We start from the raw sequence: 19,430 nt of genomic DNA, 5'->3' as shown, positions 1-19,430 counted from the left end.
CGGAACCGAGGTTCCGCCATTTTTTACTCCTTGGTTTTGAGTGTGCGCTCGAACAGCTGGTAAATCCGGCGGTACTGGTCGTACCAGCTTTCCGCATGCACGTACGCGTGGCGTTCCAGCGGGTACGAGGCCAGTTCCCAGTTGTCCTTTTTCAGTTCGATGAAGCGCTGCGCCATGCGCACCGAGTCCTGGTAGAACACGTTGTCGTCCACCATGCCGTGGGCGATCAGGATGTGGCCCTTGAGCTTGTCGGCGTATTCGATTGGCGACGAGACCTTGTACGCTCGCGGGTCCAGCTCCGGCGTGTTGAGGATGTTGGACGTGTACTCGTGGTTGTACGTGGTCCAGTCGGTGACCGGACGCAGCGCGGCGCCGGCCTTGAACTGGTCCGGTGCGCGCAGCAGCGCCATGAAGGTCATGAAGCCGCCGTAGCTGCCGCCATAGATGCCAACGTTTTTAGCGTCGCCCTGGTGGTTGGCCACCAGCCAGTTCAGGCCGTCGATGTAGTCGTCCAGTTCCGGGTGGCCCATCTGGCGGTAGATAGCCGTGCGCCAGTTGCGGCCGTAGCCGAGCGAAGCGCGGTAGTCCATGTCCAGCACGATGTAGCCCTGCTGTACCAGCAGGTTGTGGAACATTTGCTCGCGGAAGTACACGGGGAAGCGCTGGGTCACGTTTTGCAGGTAGCCGGCGCCGTGCACGAACATCACGACCGGGTATTTTTTACCGGGTTCCAGGGTGGCCGGGCGGTACAGCTTGGCCCATACCGGGTCGGCGCCATGCGTCGATGGCACGGCCACGATTTGCGGTGCGACCCAGTTGCGGGCCTTGTAATCGGCGCTGCGGGTGTCGGTCAGCTGGGTGGCCGCGCCGCCGGTGGCAGGCACGGTGGCGATTTGCGCCGGCATGTACGAGGTCGAGTAGCGCACCAGCAGCTTGCGGCCGTCCGGCGACACGGTGAAACTCTCCACGCCGCCAAGCGTGGTCAGTTCCTTTACCTTGGCGTCGGTGGTGTTGCTGGCGCAGACTTCATAGGTGCCCGGCAGCTTCGGATTGCACAGGAAGTAGGCAATCTTGCCGTCGGCCGACCAGGTGACGTCGCTCGCTTCCCATTTGCCCGAGGTGATCGCGCGCGGCGCCGCATCGGGCGTCCGGGCGTTTTTCAGGTAGAGGTGGGCGTAGCCGCTTTCCTCCGACTGGAACCACAGCGTGCTGTTGTCCGGCTGCCAGCCGAAGTCGTTGCCACGATTGTTCACCCAGGCCTGGTCGCTCAAGCGGTGCAGCGGTTGCAAGGTGGCGCCGGCCAGGTCGACGGTGGCGATCCAGCGGTCCTTGTTGTCGATCGATTGCGCCATCACTGCCACGCGCGCACCGTCGTCGCTCCAGCGGATCGATTCGGCGCTGTGTTCGAAACGTACCGGGCGGTTGCCCTTGAGCGCGGCCAGCTTTTGCGCTGCGCGCAGGTCGGCCAGCGGATCGGTGGCGATGCCGGGCAGGGTATCGAAGGACAGGTCGGTCACCTTGCCGGTGGCGATTTCCAGCAGTTTCAACTGGTGCGGCACGGGGCCGGCGTCGCTCACGCGCGGGCGTTCGTCGTCGGTTTCCTCGTACCCGGATTCGGTCACGTAGCGCGGCATCTTGCCCACGCGGCGCTTGTCGGCATCCTTGGCGCTGGTGACCACCAGCAGGTAGCGCCCGCTTGGTGACAATGCGCTCGACGCGATCACGACCTTCTCGCCCAGGTACACCGGTTTCGGCGCGCGGGTGGCGTCGGCGCTGCGCTCTGCATCGCGCTGGGCGCGGGTGGCGTCGCGCTCTTCCTTGACGCGGGCCAGGGTGGAGATCAGGCGCAGTTGCAGGTCGCGCAGCGCATCGGTCTCGGGCTTGGCGTCCGGGTCCTTGGCGGTGCGCAGCACGGCCACCGGCGTCACCAGGCGCTCGCTGCGGCTCCAGCTGAACCAGTCGTTACCGATGCGGAATTGCACATGCTTGCCGTCGGCCGCGTACTGCGGATCGGCAGCGGCAGCGGTGCCGCGCACGATTTGCGTCAGCGCGCCGGACTTCAGATCGCGCTCGAACAGGTCGCCGTTGCGCAGCACGATGGCGCGCGTGTGCTCGCGGTTGTACACCGGGTTGGCGGTGTCGAGGTTGGCCAGTTGCTTGTCATCGACCTGTTTGGCGGCGCCGCCGTTGACCAGGAACGTGTCGCGCAGCGGCGAGCCGGCGCGCTTTTGCTTGTAATAAACCTGGCGGCTGTCCCAGCCCCACCAGGCCGATTCGACGGGCGTGCCGATCCAGTCCGGATTGGCCATGGCCTGGTCCAGCGTGATCGGGGTGGGGGAGGTGGCAGCAGCGGCGGCGTGGCCGCTGGCAAGCGCGGTGGCCAGGATGGCGGCCAGCGTTGAAGTAGGCAAGACAAAACGCATGGATGGTTCGCTTTGAAGTTGGGTGGACGGAAGCGCCGGTCGCGGGGTAACCAACCGGCGCACGGTATTCTAGCCTAACAGTTTAGACCGATCGTCCAACCTGCCATCCAACTCACGGATTTAACGCTGGTCCGAATTGCGCGCCAGCTTGTCGTTCTGGCCGCTTTGCGAGGCCGGTCCGCCGCGCCGGGAGGCGAGGCGCAGCGCCAGCAGCAGGACCAGGCCGGCCGCGAGATACGTGCCGACCAGCGCCGCCAGCATGGCGGCGGTATCGCCCCAGGCCAGCAGGCGGGCGCCCAGCGCGGGGCCGAAAGCGCCGCCCAGCACGCCCATGCTGGTCACAACAGCGATACCGATCGCCATCTGCCCGCGCGTGAGCAGGTCGGTGGCGATCGCCAGCAGCAACGGCGTGGCTGCGGCGATGCCGACAGTGGCCAGCGCCAGTCCTGCCAGCGACCAGGCCAGCATGCCGTCGGCAGCGATGGCCAGTCCCAGGCCGCCGGCCGCCAGCACGGTGCTGGCGACAAAGTGGCCGCGCCGCTCGCGCCTTCGGTCGGAGTCGTAGCCGATGGCCAGCATGCCGACGATGCCGGCCAGTCCGGGCACCAGCGACAGCAGCGCCAGGTGCGCAGGATCGCTGGCGGTCCAGCGCTGCAGCAGCGCCGGCGACCAGTGGACGATGGCAAAGCTGGCGCCGGTGAGCAGCAGGTTGGCCGCGCCCAGCAGCACCATGGTGCGGTCGCGCAGCAGGCCCCACAGCACGGCCAGCGCCGACGGTGCATCGGCATCGCCCATATCGACATCCTTGTCGCTGCCGCCGTGGCGGCGCGCCTCGTCGCGGGCCAGGTCTTGCGCCACCATTTGCTGCTCGAAGCTGGACAGCCACTCGGCATCACCCGGCCGGTCGTCGAGATACCACCAGGCGAACACGCCCAGTACCAGCGGCGGCGCGGCCTGGGCCAGCAGCAGCCACTGCCAGCCATCGAACAGGTCCAGCGTCGTGAGCGCCTGCAGCATGGCGCTTGACAGCGGCGTGGCCAGCATGACGGCCGCCAGCGTGCTGGCGGCAAACACGGCGATGGCGCGTGCGCGCCGTCCGGACGGGAACCACCAGGTGAGGTAAAGAATCACGCCGGGGAAGAAGCCAGCTTCGAACACGCCCAGCAAAAAGCGGATCAGGTAGAACTCGATCGGCGCACGCACGAACGCGCTGGCGGCGCAGCATGCCGCCCAGCCCAGCATCATCCGCAGCAGCATCTTGCGCGTGCCCAGGTGTTCGAGCAGCAGGTTGCTCGGCACGGCGAACATGCAGTAGCCGATGAAAAATGCGGCCATGCCCCAGCTGTGCACATGGTCGCGGAAGGCCAGGCTGGCGCCGATGTGGCGCGCGACAAAATCGACGTTGACGCGATCGAGGTAAGCGACCGCGCAGCACAGCATGAGCAGTGGCAGCAGGCGCCAGCTGATCTTGCGATAAATCGCATCCATGCCGGCCGCGCCGCGCAGGTGCAGAAGGGTGGCGCCTTGACTCATGGTGAGGTGGCAAGCTTGGTGGGCATGAGTCGATATTAGCCTTGCCTAATTTCTTAGGCAAGCATTCCCGGCGGTACCTTGCCGAAAACAACAACGTCAGATGCGGATATCCACCGGGCGGCCGGCGTAGGTGGCGGCATGGCGCGGACGCAGCGATGGCTGGTTGGCGGCGCCGCTGTCTTCCTGCGCCAGCAATTCGCGGCCGATCTCGAACCACTCGGCGCTGGAAATGACTTTTTGCGCCAGCGGCAGCAAGTCCTGTTCTTCTCGGTCGAGCCGCTTGAGCAGGTTGTAGCAGTACAGGTCGATGGTGCGGCACAGGAACTGGCACTGGCTGGCGCTGCGCCGCATGGCCCGCCGCATGCACTTGTTGACGGCGTTGAGGGTGACGCTGCCGTGGCGGCTCAACGATTCGAGATCGTTGATCAGTGCATCGCAGTTGCGGTCGGTGGCGCGCGCGGCCGCGCAAACGGCCGGCATCAGGCACGCTTCCACCTTGCGCTGGTGGCGGGCCTCGGCAAACGAGGTCAGTTGCTTGAGTTGCGATTCGATGGTGGCAGGATCGATTTCCTGCGGGCGGCGCCGGACCGATTGCACGGTTTGCAGCAGGCGCGAAATGAACTGGCGTTCTTTCTTTTGTTCTACCGACAGCGAAAGAATGACATAGGTGGCAGTAAGCATAGCGTTTCCCGTTTCTGACTGGATCGTAAGACGAGGCTGCGCGGGTGGCGTTCAGAGGGGGCGTCCAGCGCGGCGGTCGGATAACCTTAGCGCCGGGTTGGCCTCGTTCAACGCCGATTTACACTTGTTCACAACTGTTCAGACTGCAATGTTGTGTGCTGTTCATTTACCGGCCAGGAAAGCGCGTTGTTCACATGACATGCCGGTGGTAGTCATGGAAGGTTGAACTGGTGAGTGGGAAATTATGCGCCCATTTTTAGCGCTGTGGAACCGGTAAAACGCTTGTCATCGAAATATATTTTCCCGGTCAGCTCATGTCCTTCAGTCATATCCTTAAGTAGCGTAAAGTAACATTTGCCCTTTGCACTATCTGATCTTGGTATGATGTTCGACGACCGGCCACCAGCCGGTACTTTTTGTTAACAGTCGGAGATCCCCGAATGAGATTACCTGTGCTGATGCTGGGCGCCGCGGTTGCGGCCTCGAGCGCCATGGCCGCGCCGCGCGGCTTTACCGTAGAAGACATGGTCAAGATGGAGCGCGTGGGCGCGCCCGTGTTGTCGCCCGACGCCACCCGCGTGGTGTACACCGTGCGCACCACCGACATGGACAAGAACCGGGGCAATACCCAGCTCTACCTGCTCGACCTGCGCAGCCCCAAGGCCGCACCGGTGCGCCTGACGCAAGCGGACGCCAGCAGCAGCGAACCCACCTGGTCGCCCAAGGGCGACGCCATTTATTTCCTGTCCGGGCGCAGCGGTTCGTCGCAGGTCTGGCGCCTGCCGCTGGCCGGCGGTGAAGCCGCCAAGGTCACCAGCCTGCCGCTCGACGTCGAGAACTTCCGCCTGTCGCCGCAGGGCGACCGCCTGGCGCTGAGCGTGGCGGTGTTCCGCGACTGCGTGGACCTGGCTTGCACCAAGAAGCGTCTCGACGAGCAGGGTAAAAACAAGGCCAGCGGCAAGGTCTACGACAAGCTGTTCGTGCGCCACTGGGATACCTGGGCCGACGGCCGCACCAACGTGCTGTACGCGGCACCGATCGACACCGCCGGCAAGGTCAGCGCCGAACCGGTAGCCCTGTCGGGCACGCTCGATGGCGACGTGCCATCGAAACCGTTCGGCGACAACGGCGAGTACCACTTCAGCCCGGACGGCAAGACCGTGGTGTTCTCCGCCCGCATCGCCGGCAAGACCGAAGCGTGGTCCACCAACTTCGACGTGTACACGGTGCCGGCCACCGGCGGCGAGCCGAAGAACCTGACCGCCGACAACCTGGCCTGGGACACCAAGGCCATCTATTCGCCGGACGGCCGCACGCTGGCCTACCTGGCGATGGACAAGCCCACGTTCGAAGCGGACCGCTTCCACCTGGTGCTGGTCGATGTGGCCACCGGTAAAAAACGCACGGTGGCCGACCACTGGGACCGCTCGATCGCCGACTACCGCTGGACGCCGGACAGCAAGACGCTCCTGGCCACTGCCGACGACATCGGCCAGCACCCGCTGTTTGCCATCGACGCTGCCAGCGGCAAGGTGCGCAAGCTGACCGGCAACGGTTACGTCAGCGGCTTCGACGTGGTGAAAGACACCGTCGTCATCGCCCAAGCCAACCTGGCATCAGGCGCGCAGCTGTACCAGTTCAAGCTGGGTGGCTCGGGCGAGAAAGCCACGCAACTGACCAACGTCAATGAAGCCGCACTGGCCGACGTGAAATTCGGCGAGTACGAGCAGTTCTCGTTCGCCGGCGCCAACGGCGAAACCGTCTACGGCCACGTGATGAAACCCTGGGATGCGAAACCGGGCGTGAAATATCCGATCGCGTTCCTGGTGCACGGCGGCCCGCAAGGCAGCTTCGGCAACTCGTGGAGCTACCGCTGGAATCCGCAGGTGTATGCCGGCGCCGGCTACGCCACCGTGTTCATCGACTTCCACGGTTCGACCGGCTACGGCCAGAAGTTCACCGACTCGATCAGCGGCGACTGGGGCGGCAAGCCGCTGGAAGACCTGCAAAAAGGTCTGGCGGCAGCCGTGCAGAAATTCCCGTGGCTCGACCGCGAGAAGAGCTGCGCGCTGGGCGCATCGTACGGCGGCTTCATGATGAACTGGATCGAGGGTCACTGGTCCGACGGCTTCAAGTGCATCGTCAACCACGACGGCGTGTTCGACACGCGCGGCATGGCCTATTCGACCGAAGAACTGTGGTTCACCGAATGGGAAAGCGGCGGCACCTACTACGACAACCCGGAGGCGCACGAAAAATTCAACCCGGCGCTGTTCGTGAAAAACTGGAAAACCCCGATGCTGGTGGTGCAGGGCGACCTCGACTTCCGCATCCCGACCGCGCAAGGCCTCGGTACGTTCACCGCGCTGCAACGGCGCGGCATCCCGAGCAAATTGCTGATGTTCCCGGATGAGAACCACTGGGTGCTGAAGCCTGCCAACTCGGTGCTGTGGCATCACGAGGTGATCGGCTGGCTCGATACGTATTTGAAGAAATAAGTTGAAGAAATAGGCATCGTTAGCCGAAGCGCCGTCGTTCCCGCGAAGGCGGGAATCCATGCTGAGTTGGCGACACCAACGGTCCATGGATCCCCGCGTGCGCGAGGATGACGGCGCCAGCTTTATCCTCGCCCGCCGCCGCGCGGGCGTTTCCACATCAAGGACCACCATGAAACAACATCTGATCGCCGCCGCCCTGGTGCTGGCCTTTGGCGCCGCCCATCCCGCGTTTGCTGCTACCCCGGCCCCGCGCGCCGAAAACGCCTACCTGTCGCAGGAAGACGCCATGGCGCGCTCGGCCCGCGTCTCCAACGTCGATTACACGCTGCAATTCACGCTGACCGGCAAGGAAACCTTCTCCGGCACCACCACGCTGGAATTCGACCTGAAAGACACCGAGCAGTCGCTGACCATCGACCTCGACAAGGCGACCATTGGCAAGCTCGTCGTCAACGGCAAGGCCGTCGCGCCCCAGTACAACCAGTGGTTCATCACCATTGCGCCGCAAGACCTGAAAGTGGGCCGCAACAGCGTCACCATCGCCTACGAGCGCCTGCACAGCACTAACGGCGAGGGCTTGCACCGCATGGTCGATCCGGTCGATGGCCGCGTGTACACGTATTCGCACTTCGAGCCGGCCGCCGCGCACCAGATGTTCGCGCTGTTCGACCAGCCCGACCTGAAAGGCACGTACCAGGTCACCGTTACCACGCCGGCCGACTGGGTGGCGGTGTCCACCATGCGCGAGAGCGGCGTCAAGGATGTGGCTGGTGCGAAAGAATGGACCTTCCCGCGCACCAAGAAACTGAGCCCGTACAACTTCTCGATGCACGCCGGTCCGTATAAGGTATGGGAAGACAACAGCGGTCCGTACCCGATGCGCCTGTTCGCACGGCAGTCGGTGGCAGCGCAAGTGTCGCCCAAGGACTGGTTCACGTACACGTCGCAGGGCCTGAAATTCTTCGACGAGTACTTCGGTGTGCCGTACCAGTTTGCCAAGTACGACCAGCTCCTGGTGCCGGACTTCCTGTACGGCGCCATGGAAAACGCCGGCGCCATCACCTTTGCCGAAGGGCGCTTCCTGCACAAGGAAACCATGACCGCCGCCCAGCGCCAGAGCCTGGCGTCGGTGATCATGCACGAGATGGCGCACCAGTGGTTCGGCGACCTGGTCACCATGAAGTGGTGGAACGGCCTGTGGTTGAACGAAAGTTTCGCGTCCTTCATGGGCACGCTGGGTACGGCCGAAGCCACCGAGTTCAAGAACGCCTGGCAGAGCTTTTATTCGAGCGGCAAGCAGGCTGCGTACGTCATGGACGAGCGCGTGACCACGCACCCGATCGAAACGCCGGTGCCTTCGACTGCCAACGCCTTCGACAATATCGACGCGATCACCTACTCGAAGGGCGCCTCCACCCTGATGCAACTGCGCCACCTGCTGGGTGCGGAAGTGTTCCGCAAGGGCGTACATAACTACCTGGTCAAGTATTCGTACCAGAATGCCGAACTGAAAGACTTCATCGGCAGCCTGGGCGAGGCCGCCAACCGCGACCTGAACGGCTGGACGAAGGAATGGTTGTACGAGCCGGGCGTCAACACCATCGAGGCGTCGCTCAGCTGTGCCGGCGGCAAGGTCAACAGTTTTAAACTGCTGCAAAGCGCGCCAAGCAAGGACATGCCGACCCTGCGCGAACAGCGCGTGCAAGTGGCGCTGTTCAAGCAGGGCAAGGATGGCATGGCGCTGAGCCAGAACGTCGCGGTCACCTACAAGGGCGCCGAGACGCCAGTGCCGGAGCTGGTGGGCGCGGCCTGCCCGGACCTGGTCTATCCGAACTACCAGGACTGGGGTTTTGCCAAGGTGGCGCTGGACCAGAAATCGTTTGCCACTGCGCAGGCGTCGCTGGGCAAGGTGGACGATCCGCTGCTGCGCGCGATGCTGTGGCAGAGCTTGTGGGATAGCGTGCGCGACGGCAAACTGCCGCTCAACAGTTTCCTGAAAACCGTGCTGGCCAACGCGCCGGCCGAGAAGGATTACACGCTGCTGGGCGATATCGTCGGCAAGATCGGTCAATCGAAGTATTACCTCGACAAGATGGGCCCGTCCGCCGCCAAGTACCGCAGCAAGGTGGGCGTGCAGCTGGAAGACATGGCGTTCAAGGCCACGGTCGCGGCCGGCGGCGACAGCAACTTCCAGCGCCGCTGGTTCACCACCTATGTCAACCTGGCCAGCAGCCCGGCCGCGCTCAAGCGCCTGGCCGACATCCTCGATGGCAAGCTGGTGGTGCCGGGCCTGAACGTGAGCCAGGACGCGCGCTGGGACATCGTTGCCCGCCTGAACCGTTACGACGTCCGTGGCAGCGCCGCGCTGCTGACCGCCGAGCAGGCGCGCGACAAGTCCGACAGCGGACAGGCCGCCGCACTGGCCGCCACCGTGGCCCGTCCGGACGCCAAGGTCAAGGCCGAATGGCTGGCCACCATCGGCGACCTGCAGACCAAGCTGCCGTTCTCGCGCATCCGCACCGCCATGTTCGGACTGTATCCGGCCGAGCAGGGCGCGCTGGCCGAACAGAGCGCCGGTGCGCGCCTGGACAGCCTGGCGCAGGTGGATCAAGCGGCCGGCCCGGTCTACATGCGCGCTTACGCGGCAGCCCTGATACCGGCCGCGTGCACGCCGGCCAGCGTGGCGCGCCTGCAAGCGGCGGTGGCGTCGCAGACCGGCTTGTCGGCCGGCACCCGCCGTGCGCTGCTGGTCACGCACCAGGAAGATGAGCGCTGCGTTGCTATCAAGAAAGCGATCACAGAATAATCTATTCCCTGTTGGTAGTAGGGTTAAAGCCGGCGCTTGCGCCGGCTTTTTTTATGCATGTCATCAAACCGTCATGAACCGCGACGATGGCATGGCATTGCCCGGGTAAAGGCCGAAAATGGTGCGATATTTTCGACGAGAATGTTAAATTTCTAAATGGGAAGTTTGTTTGCATACAACGCAAAGCAGTCTCATCTGAGCGAAGTCTGGCGTCTGGAAAATCTGATACTTTCATAGAGGAATCAGTATATTGTTCAGTCTTTATCAATATAAAAAGAATAATAAATTGTAATAATATGTTACTGCACCGAGAGTTGTTTGTTTATATTCATTGTTACTTTCCAAAAAAGTAGAACATGGGGCCGACAGGCAACCCGCCCGGCGACCCGCGCTCACCACTTAACCACAAGGGCAACAGAAAATGACATTCTTCCAATCGAAACTGCGCCAACTGACTGCCGCCACCGTGGGCGCGCTTGCCGTGATGTCCGCCACGCCGGCGCTGGCGGGGGTGATCGATTTCGAGTCGGTCGCGCCGAACATCTATGGCGGCACCGAAGTCATCACCCAATCCGGCTACAGCCTGACCGTGATCGATACTCCTGCCGCCGGTCCTGGCGGCACCGGTTTTGCCGGCGCCATCGGCGATGGCAGCGATCCGTTCCTGTGCACGGTGGCCGCTTGTCCCACCGGCAATGCAAGCCAGTTCTACCTCGGCGTCAACGATGGCAGCCTGAGGGTCACCCGCACCGACAACCACCTGTTCCAGCTTACTGGTCTCGACTACGCGTTCCTGGCGCCGGTGGGGGGACTGGGGGGCTACACCTACGGCCAGCTGACCCTGGTGGGCGAGTTGTCAAACGGTACTAAGGTGTCATATGCCTACGATTTCCCGGTACTCGACAGCCTCGGTTATTCGCCGTTCGAAACCTTGTCGTTGACTGCGTTCGGTGGCAACTATTTCAGCAGCGTGACCATCGGTTCGTGCCTGTTCGACGGTAACGGCGGTTGCGCCAGCCCGCTGGCGGGCGCCGAGAACCAGTCGCAATTCGCCATCGACAACCTGCAAGTGACGCCCGTGCCCGAGCCGGAAACCTACGCCCTGATGGGACTGGGCCTGGGCCTGGTGGGCTGGATGTCGCGCCGCCGTTCGCGTGCCGCCAGCGCTGCCCGCACCAACATCGTTGCCAACACCATCGCCGCCTGATCGAGGAACCCGTCCATGAAACTTCGTCCTATCTGCTCCGCCATCGTCCTGCTGGCTGCACTGTCGGGCGCCGCCCACGCCGAACAGCTGCGCCGCTCCTACATCGTGCAACTGGTCGACAAGCCGGTCGCCACCTACACCGGCCAAGTCGCCGGCCTGGCTGCCACCCAGCCGGCTGCAGGCCAGCGCCTCAATGTCGATGCGGGCAATGTGCAGGCTTATATCAGCTACCTCGACGCCAAACAGAACGACGTCATCAAAACCGTCAGCGCTGCCGAGATCACCCACAAATACGACGTGGTGTTCAATGGCTTTGCGGCGCTGCTGACCGACGCCGAAGTGCGCGCACTGAAGAAAAACGCCGGCGTGGCCGCCATCACGGCCGACTCCGAAATGATCCTCGACACCAGCTACACGCCGACCTTCCTGGGCCTCGACCAGCCGGGCGGCCTGTGGTCGCAACTGGGCGGCCAAAAGCTCGCGGGCGAAGACATCATCGTCGGCATCGTCGATAGCGGTATCTGGCCGGAAAATCCCAGCTACGCCGACCGCGTGGACGAGAACGGCAATCCCACCCACAGCGGCGGTACGCTGGCCTACGATGCGCCGCCTGCCAGCTGGAAGGGCGGCTGCGATACCGGCGAAGGTTTTACCGTCGCCAATTGCAACAACAAGCTGATCGGCGCGCGTGCCTACAAGACCGCCAACCAGCAACTGCACTGGACCGAATTCGCCTCGCCGCGCGACTCGATCGGCGGCTCGGTCGGCGAGGGCGGCCACGGCAGCCACACGTCCACCACCGCTGCCGGCAATGGCGGCACCAGCGCCATCATCAACGGCGTCAACCTGGGCAAGATTTCCGGCATGGCGCCGCGCGCCCGCATTGCCTCGTACAAGGTGTGCTGGACCGATCCCACCCGCCGCAACGGCTGCGCCACATCCAACAGCGTCTCGGCGATCAACCAGGCCGTCAAGGACGGCGTCAACGTGATCAACTTCTCGATCGGCCCGTCGGCCGGCGGCGGCTCCTTCGACGAGGCCACCGAGCAGGCCTTCCTGGGTGCGGCGGCAGCCGGCGTGTTCGTTGCCGCCTCGGGCGGCAACTCGGGCCCGACCGCCACCGCGCCGGCGCCAGTAAGCCACATCAGCCCGTGGCTGTCCACGGTCGGCAACTCCACCCACAACCGCCTGTACGTCGGCGACGTAATCCTGCCTACCGGCGTCAAGCTGACTGGCGCTTCGAGCAACGCCAACACCCCTTCGTCGCCGCTGATCCTGGCCAGGGATGCAGGCCTGGCCGGCCTCACGCCGGCCCAGCAGGCGTCGCTGCTCCAGTGCTTCGGCCCGGCCGACAGCGTGGCAGCCCTGCTCGACCCGGCCAAGGTAACCGGCAAGATCCTGGTCTGCGACCGTGGCAACAACGTATTGGTTAACAAGAGCGCCAACGCCAAGACCGCCGGTGCGGTCGGCGCGATCATCGCCAACGTCGAGAACGGTGCAGTCACCATCCTGAACCAGGCGCACTCGCTGTCCACCGTGCACATCACCAAGGAAAACGGCGCTATCCTGAAAAGCTATATGGCGGGCAATACCGGCGCCACGGCTGCGCTGGGCAATCTGAAGCCTACCGTCGATACCACCGTGGTCGCGCCGGTGATGAGCGGCTCGTCCTCGCGCGGCCCGAACGTGGCCAACGCCAACATCCTGAAACCGGACATGACCGCGCCAGGCACCGACATCCTGGCCGCGCTCACGCCCGACCTGACCCAGGCCCAGCGCGACGCGATCGCCGCCGGCAACCCGGCGCAAACGGTCGAGTTCGGCTTCCTGTCGGGTACCTCGATGGCGTCGCCGCACGTGGCTGGCGTGGCCGCGCTGCTCAAGCAGCGCCATCCGACCTGGAGCCCGGCTGCCATCAAGTCGGCGCTGATGACCACCGCCTACAACACCTTCAACGACGGCCAGAGCGCCAAAGTGCCATGGGACACCTCGGCCACCTACGCGGGCATGCGTCCGTTCGGCCAGGGCGCCGGCCACATTGCGCCGACGACGGCGGCCGATCCCGGCCTGGTGTACGACATCGCTCCGGTCGAGTACGCACGCTTCCTGTGTGGCCAGGGCCTGGTGTACAGCGCGGCGCAGTGCACCGCGTTCGGCGGCGGCATCGCAGCCTACAACCTGAACCTGGCGTCGCTTACCGCCTCCAACGTGCTGGGCGCGCAAACGCTCACCCGCACCGTCACCAATGTTGGCGACACCACCGCCACCTATAACGCCACGGCCACACTGCCGGGCTTCACGGTGGCGATCTCGCCGGCCACGCTGACGCTGGCGCCGGGCGCCAAGGCCACCTTCACGGCCCGCCTCACCCGCACCACTGCGGCACGCGATACCTGGTCCTACGGTTCGCTGGTCTGGAGCGACGGCGTGCACACGGTACGCAGCCCGCTGACCGCGCGCGGCACCGGCATTGCCGCAGCTGCCAACGTGTACAGCGAAAACACGTCAGGCGCCAAGGTGCTTACCGTGGGCACCGGTTTTGCCGGCGCCTTCAGCACCGCCAAGGGCTTGCTGCCGGCAACGCAAACCACCCGCACCATCGGCCAGGCCGGCGGCGCGGACAATGCGACGCTGTGCCTGAACGGCGCTTCGGCCGGCGTGAACGTGCACAACTTCACCGTGCCGGCTGGCACGCTGGTGGCGCGCTTCGCACTGTTCGACTCGGACAACACCGGCACGGGCGCCGGCGACTCCGATCTCGACCTGATCCTGTTGCGCGGCAACACCCTGGTGGGCCAGAGCGGCGAACTGACGTCGAACGAGCGCATCGAGCTGGTGTCACCGGCGGCAGGCAATTACACCCTGTGCGTGATCGGTTACGCCCCGGCTGGCGGCCAGGCCACCTACAAGCTGTCGAGCTGGCTGGTACAGCCAACCTCGACCGCTGGTAACTTCAAGGTGATGTCGCCAAGCTCGGCCACCCTGGGCGGCACGGCGTCGGTCGGCATGAGCTGGAGCAACCTGGACGTGGGCAAACGCTACGTCGGTGCGGTGGACTACCTGGTGGGCGGCGTCCGGCAGGGCACCACGGTGATCGATGTGGATACCACCGATCCACTGCCGCTGTTCAAGAGCTCGTCGGACAAGGGCAAACTGGCTTACTAAGCCTTACTAAGCCCTACTAAGCAGTAATTACTGCATTAAAAGGCCTGCGGCAGCCATTCGGCGCCGCAGGCCTTTTTTCGTTTGGTGCCCCGCACGCCAAGGCGGGGGACGACGCGGGCTTAGCGCACGTTGGGCTGGCCGCCGGCGCTGGCCGGATTGAGCACGCAGCGGTTGGCGCGGCAACTGGCGCCTGGGTCCGCTACCACCGAGCAAGTGGACATCATCGCCTCGCGCGCATCCTGGGCGCGCAGAACGGCGGCGTGGCGTTCCACCAGTTGTTTAAGGGTTGCGCCATCGTCCTGCTTGCTGGACCACGGCAGGTAGCTCTGCGGCCCGCCGCACGCCTTGGCGCCCACGCCGACCGTGTGGCATTGGCTGTCGTTGTCGCACACCGGGTTGGCGCTGGCGGCCTGGATCTGCTGCCACAGGCTGCTGGCTGCGGCTGGCGCTGTGGCGGCGGCAGGAGCGGCAGGCGGTGCAGACGGAGGTGGACTGGCGCAGGCGCTGGTCACCAGCAACAGCAGGCCGGCCGCAGCCAGGCGCGTGGAGAGAAACAGGGACGAGGACAGTTTCATGGTGGCGCTCCGGGTAGGGGAACTACAGCGGCTCGGTCAGGCGCGCCTTGCGGGCCGCGCCATCCGGGCCGAACAAAATAACGAACTCGGCATACGCCGGCTGGCCGTCGCTGCCCTTGCCGGCCGCCTGCGGGTAGCGGTAGCGCCACACTTGCATGCCGGTGTCGAATTGCAGCGCGGTGGCTGGCCCCAGCCTGGCGCGCACGGCGGCCGTGGTGTCGTAGCCGGGCGCAAGCAGGGTGGTGGGCGGGTCGTCCATGTATTCGAAGGCCAGCAGGGTGTCGTCGGGCCAGGACTTGTCCCACAGCGGCGCATAAAAGCTGCGGTCGAGCAGGACCTGGCAGTCGCAGTAGGGCAGCGACTCCGGGGTTTGCGTGCCGCCCGCATACAGCAGGTCGAACGGCAGGGCGGTGCTGCGCGCACCATGGCGCGCGGTGACGCCGAAAATCGGGCGCTCGGCAAAGAACACGTAGTTGCCGTCGGGAGCGCCGCAGATGCTGTCGGCATCGGTCAGCAGGTCGCCCAGCCAGGCGAACATCTCGGAATTGTTCGACAGCAGGCCGGCAGCCACACCCACCTGGCATTCCAGGCGCAGGTCGCCCAGGCGGCGCATGCCGGCCGGTACGCCGGGACTGCGCACCTGGGCGCGCCAGGTGAGGGTGCTGGTCTTGCGGCTGGCCACGAGGGCGGCGTCCTGCGCCAGCGCGCGGGCGTCGCGCGGCAGCGTGAAGGTGTGATCGGGCGCGACCGTGACCGGCAGCGAGACGCTGTCGCCGGCCACGCGCAAGGTGATGCCGTCGAGTTCAGTGGTGGACAGGCGCGGCAGCAGCTGGAAGCGCAAGGTGGCCTGCGGCGCCAGCGCATGCAGGCGTTCGAAGCGGTCCATGCCTGCGACCATCTTGCGGTAGGACTTGTCCACCGGGTCGCGGGTGGTGGCGATGGTGACGCGCGCGGGCTCGTCGCTGGCGGCCAACGCAGGGGTGGCGAGGCAGCACCAGGTCATGCACGCGATCAGGCAACGGACGACAGGCATCGGGTTCCTCCAAGACATGAAGACAGGATAGGCCCACCCGGGCGGGCGTGGCGCACGTCTTCTGTTGTTGGCAATTTTTCTATTAGCAAGTCTATAATGCTGCCTTTATTTTAATAAGCAATTGGCGCTACGGCCCACACGCTTCATCAGATGACCGCCACAGCGCCAGCGCCGAATCGTTACCTCCCTGAAATCGATGGCCTGCGTGCCCTGGCCGTGTTGCTGGTGCTGTTATGCCACGCCAGGTTCAGTGCGGTGGCTGGCGGGTACATCGGCGTGGATGTGTTCTTCGTCATTTCCGGCTACGTGGTCTGCCGTTCGATACTGGCCGGCCAGCAGGCCGGCACCTTCAGCCTCAAGCAATTTTATACGCGGCGGCTCAAGCGGCTGGCGCCGGCGCTGCTGCTGGTGATGGCGGCAACCGTGGCGTTCTGCCTGGTGTACAACTTCCCGGGTAGCAACCTCACGCTGCTCAAAAGTATCCGCGCTGTATTGTTATTGAATGCGAATATCTTCCTGGCCAGGCAGACCGGCTACTTCGACTTGCAGGCCGATAAGCACCCGTTGTTACACACCTGGTCGCTGTCGGTCGAGGAGCAGTTCTACCTGGTCGTGCCGCTGCTGTTGCTGATGGTGGCCAGGCTGCGCGCCGGTTACACGCTGGCCCTGGTGGCGGGGCTGTGGGCTGCTGCCCTGGCCTGGTCGTGGTACGACGTGAGCCGCGCTGCGCCCGGCGCATACTTTTTCCTGCAAGGACGGCTGTTCGAATTGCTGTGCGGCGTGGTGCTGGTATTTGCCTTGCACCGTTTTCCCGTCACGGCCAGGCGGGTGTGGTACGACGCCATGTTGCTGGCGGGACTGGCCGTGATCGTGGTGTGCGGATTGCGCTACAACGCGGGTACGCCGATGCCGGGCATAAATGCCTTATGGCCGTGCCTTGGCGCCGTGCTGGTAATCGTCGGCATCGAGGGGGCGCATTACTGCAGGGTTTTGCTGAGCAACCGCGTGGCTGTCTTCCTGGGCAAGATCTCGTACGTGCTGTACCTATGGCACTGGCCGGTGATTTTCGCGTTCGGTCGCATGGGCTGGCAATCGGCGGGTGCGATGTCCGCCGCGCTGGGGCTGTCGTTGGCGCTGGCCGTGGCCACCCACTACTTCGTGGAAAACCCGTTGCGTCGCGCGTGCTGGTCGCCGGTAAAAACCGCCGCGCTGCTGTTCCTGCTGCCGGTGCTGACGGTGCTGGCGCTGCTGCAGGTGGCCCGCAAGACCGACAATTTCATGGCCTGGTATCCGGCGCACTACCAGCAGGACAATGCCGATGCCGGCAGTACCGTGTTCGACCGGCCGCGCGCCAAACAGTGCTGGAGCCAGGTCGAGGTGACTCCGAACGCGCTGTGCACGGTGGGCGATGCCGCGTCGCCGCGCAAGGCGGTGTTGCTTGGAGATAGCCATGCTTACCACCTGATCGATTTTATCGATCAACTCGGCAAGGAACATGGTCTGGCCATCCACGACATGACCTTCACCATGTGTGCGCCGATCGAGGACAGTCCCGAGCGCGCCGGCGACCCCGGCTTCCAGCAGCACGCGCAGGAGTGCCGCGCGCATGGCCGCAACACCATTGCCTGGGTATTGTCGCGGCCGGAGATATCGGTGGTGTTCATGTCGGCAGTGTGGGACCTGTATCAGAACACCGGCACCGGCGCTGGCGTGCAACCGACCGGCCACGGTTTCCTGCCTGGCCAGATCAATACCGCGCTGGCGCGCACCATCGGCAAGCTGGAAGCGGCAGGCAAGCGCGTGGTATTCCTCGAAGACCTGCCGCTCTTGCCTGCCAGACTGGAAAACTGCGTCTCGAATCGGGTGTACCTGCCCGGCCGCGCGCACGACGAGTGCAGCTTTCCGCGCGCCGAGGCCGATGCGCGCTATCGCGACATCGACGCCATCCTTGCCGACATGCGCGCGCGCTTTCCGCGCACCGCCACGCTGCATACCTATGACGTGCCGTGCGATGCGCAGCGTTGCCACGCCAGCATGGCCGGTACCGGCCTGTATGCACATAACGATCGCGGCCACCTGGGCGCCGGCGGCAGCGCCATATACTACGGCGCCTATCGCGCGCGCCATCCGGGCGAGATCGAGCAGGCGCTGGCAGAACTTCCCTAGAATCTGTCCCGGCCGGGAATGAGGCGCTGCCTGCGCGCCTCGGCAGCGGGGCCGATCAGCCGTACTGTTTTCGGTTCTAGTGCAGGATGTCGATGCGGGTCTTGCGCCCGCCGCGATAGGTGTACAGCGTCACGGCCGGGTTGGCCAGGTCGCCGTAGCGGTCGAAGCCGATGGCGCCGGTCACGCCCTGGTACTTGATCTTGGCCAGTTCGGGCAGATACTGTTTCGGCACGGCGGTGCCGGCCGCCTGCATCGACTTGGCCAGCAGCATCACCGCATCGTAGGCGTACGGCGCATAGGTTTGCAGCGGCAGCTTGAAACGTTGCTGGTAGCGGTCCACGAAGGCGCGGTAGCCGGCGTCGTAGTTGCCGGTCACGCCGCCGGCCACGGCGCAGGTGACCTGGTTGTCGGCCAGGGCATCGCCGGCCAGCTGCGGCAGGCGTTCGGCGCAGATGCCATCGCCGCTCAGCAGCCGCACGTCCAGGCCCAGCGTCTTCATCTGCTTGAGCATGGGGCCGGCTACCGCATCCATGCCGCCAAAGAAGATCAGGTCGGGCTGGCGCGCCTTGATCTGGGTGAGGATGGCGTTGAAGTCGGTGGCGCGGTCAGTGGTGTACTGGCGGCTGACGGCGTCCGCCGCCGTGCCCTGCGCGCGCACGCCCTTGAGGAAGGCATCGGCCAGGCCCTGGCCGAACGCGGTGCGGTCGTCGATCACGGCGATGCGGCGCGCCTTGAGCGTGTGCACCGCGTAGCGGCCCAGCACTTCACCGATCTTGTTGTCGTTGGCCACCAGCCGGAACGCGGTCTGGAAACCCTGGCGCGTGTACAGCGGCGTGGTGGCGGCCGGTGTGATCTGCGCAATGCCGGCCGCCGCGTAGATGCGCGAGGCCGGCACGCTGGTGCCGGAATTGAGGTGGCCGACCACGCCGGCCACCTCGGCATCGACCAGTTTTTGCGCCACGGCCGTGCCCTGCTTGGGATCGCCGGCGTCATCCTCGACCTGCAACACGAACTGCACGTTGCGCCCGCCGATCTGCGGGCCGGTGGCGTTGAGGTCGTCGATTGCCATGCGGGCGCCGTTTTCGATGTCCTTGCCGAGATGGGCGCTGGCGCCGGACAAGGGCGCGACAACGCCGATGCGCACTTGCGGCACTTGCGGTTGGGGCTTGCCGTGGGACTGGTTTTGGGCTGCGGCGTTCAGGCTGGAGAGCAGGAGGAGGAGGGGCAGGCGCATGAGGTTCCTGTAGCGGTCTATGGCGGTTTTACGGCTGGCGGTACTGGCGCACGCGCATCGGTGCTCGCTGGTAGCCGCCGGTGTTGTTTGGTGGTCGGCTGATGTTCAA

The 19,430-nt window shown here is 64.9% G+C and carries 11 protein-coding genes; 5 read left to right on the top strand and 6 right to left on the bottom strand.

Annotated elements, in window-relative coordinates:
* Positions 1-23 precede the first annotated feature (23 nt).
* The 3 genes from SR858_RS23155 to SR858_RS23145 form a co-directional block, all read right to left on the bottom strand.
* The gene (locus tag SR858_RS23155) at positions 24-2,423 is read right to left on the bottom strand and encodes a S9 family peptidase (RefSeq protein ID WP_019923267.1); all 2,400 of its coding nucleotides are present in this window, start codon (positions 2,421-2,423) and stop codon (positions 24-26) included.
* Between the two features lie 120 nt (positions 2,424-2,543).
* On the bottom strand, positions 2,544-3,956 hold the full coding sequence (locus tag SR858_RS23150) for an MFS transporter (protein WP_019923266.1): 1,413 nt from the start codon (positions 3,954-3,956) through the stop codon (positions 2,544-2,546).
* A gap of 96 nt (positions 3,957-4,052) precedes the next feature.
* The gene (locus SR858_RS23145; RefSeq protein WP_019923265.1) at positions 4,053-4,637 is read right to left on the bottom strand and encodes a hypothetical protein; all 585 of its coding nucleotides are present in this window, start codon (positions 4,635-4,637) and stop codon (positions 4,053-4,055) included.
* 440 nt (positions 4,638-5,077) lie between these two features.
* On the opposite strand from SR858_RS23145, the gene SR858_RS23140 reads away from it, so the two are divergent.
* The 4 genes from SR858_RS23140 (at position 5,078) to SR858_RS23125 (ending at position 14,313) form a co-directional block, all read left to right on the top strand.
* Positions 5,078-7,135, top strand: coding sequence for a S9 family peptidase (locus tag SR858_RS23140; protein WP_026637543.1), 2,058 nt, complete (start codon positions 5,078-5,080; stop codon positions 7,133-7,135).
* Between the two features lie 169 nt (positions 7,136-7,304).
* Positions 7,305-9,941 carry an aminopeptidase N gene (pepN, locus tag SR858_RS23135; RefSeq protein ID WP_040378024.1) on the top strand — a complete coding sequence of 879 codons (2,637 nt, stop codon included), beginning with the start codon at positions 7,305-7,307 and terminating at the stop codon, positions 9,939-9,941.
* Between the two features lie 421 nt (positions 9,942-10,362).
* Entirely contained in the window at positions 10,363-11,148 is a 786-nt protein-coding gene (locus SR858_RS23130; RefSeq protein WP_019923262.1) for an NF038120 family PEP-CTERM protein, read from the top strand.
* A gap of 15 nt (positions 11,149-11,163) precedes the next feature.
* Positions 11,164-14,313, top strand: coding sequence for a S8 family peptidase (locus tag SR858_RS23125; protein WP_019923261.1), 3,150 nt, complete (start codon positions 11,164-11,166; stop codon positions 14,311-14,313).
* Between the two features lie 119 nt (positions 14,314-14,432).
* Here the strand turns inward: SR858_RS23125 and SR858_RS23120 are convergent, their stop codons facing one another.
* Positions 14,433-14,888, bottom strand: coding sequence for a hypothetical protein (locus SR858_RS23120; protein ID WP_019923260.1), 456 nt, complete (start codon positions 14,886-14,888; stop codon positions 14,433-14,435).
* Between the two features lie 22 nt (positions 14,889-14,910).
* Positions 14,911-15,921 (bottom strand): hypothetical protein, encoded by a 1,011-nt coding sequence (locus tag SR858_RS23115; RefSeq protein WP_026637542.1) that lies wholly within the window; start codon positions 15,919-15,921, stop codon positions 14,911-14,913.
* Positions 15,922-16,071: 150 nt separating this feature from the next.
* Here SR858_RS23115 and SR858_RS23110 point away from each other — a divergent pair, with 150 nt between their 5' ends.
* Positions 16,072-18,087: an acyltransferase family protein gene (locus tag SR858_RS23110; RefSeq protein ID WP_019923258.1), complete on the top strand. Its 2,016-nt coding sequence runs from the start codon at positions 16,072-16,074 to the stop codon at positions 18,085-18,087.
* Positions 18,088-18,163: 76 nt separating this feature from the next.
* Here the strand turns inward: SR858_RS23110 and SR858_RS23105 are convergent, their stop codons facing one another.
* On the bottom strand, positions 18,164-19,321 hold the full coding sequence (locus SR858_RS23105; protein ID WP_019923257.1) for a branched-chain amino acid ABC transporter substrate-binding protein: 1,158 nt from the start codon (positions 19,319-19,321) through the stop codon (positions 18,164-18,166).
* Between the last annotated feature and the right edge of the window lie 109 nt (positions 19,322-19,430).

This window comes from Duganella zoogloeoides, from assembly GCF_034479515.1.
Classification (GTDB): Bacteria; Pseudomonadota; Gammaproteobacteria; order Burkholderiales; family Burkholderiaceae_D; genus Rugamonas; species Rugamonas zoogloeoides.
This window is presented reverse-complemented; position numbering and strand designations above follow the sequence as displayed.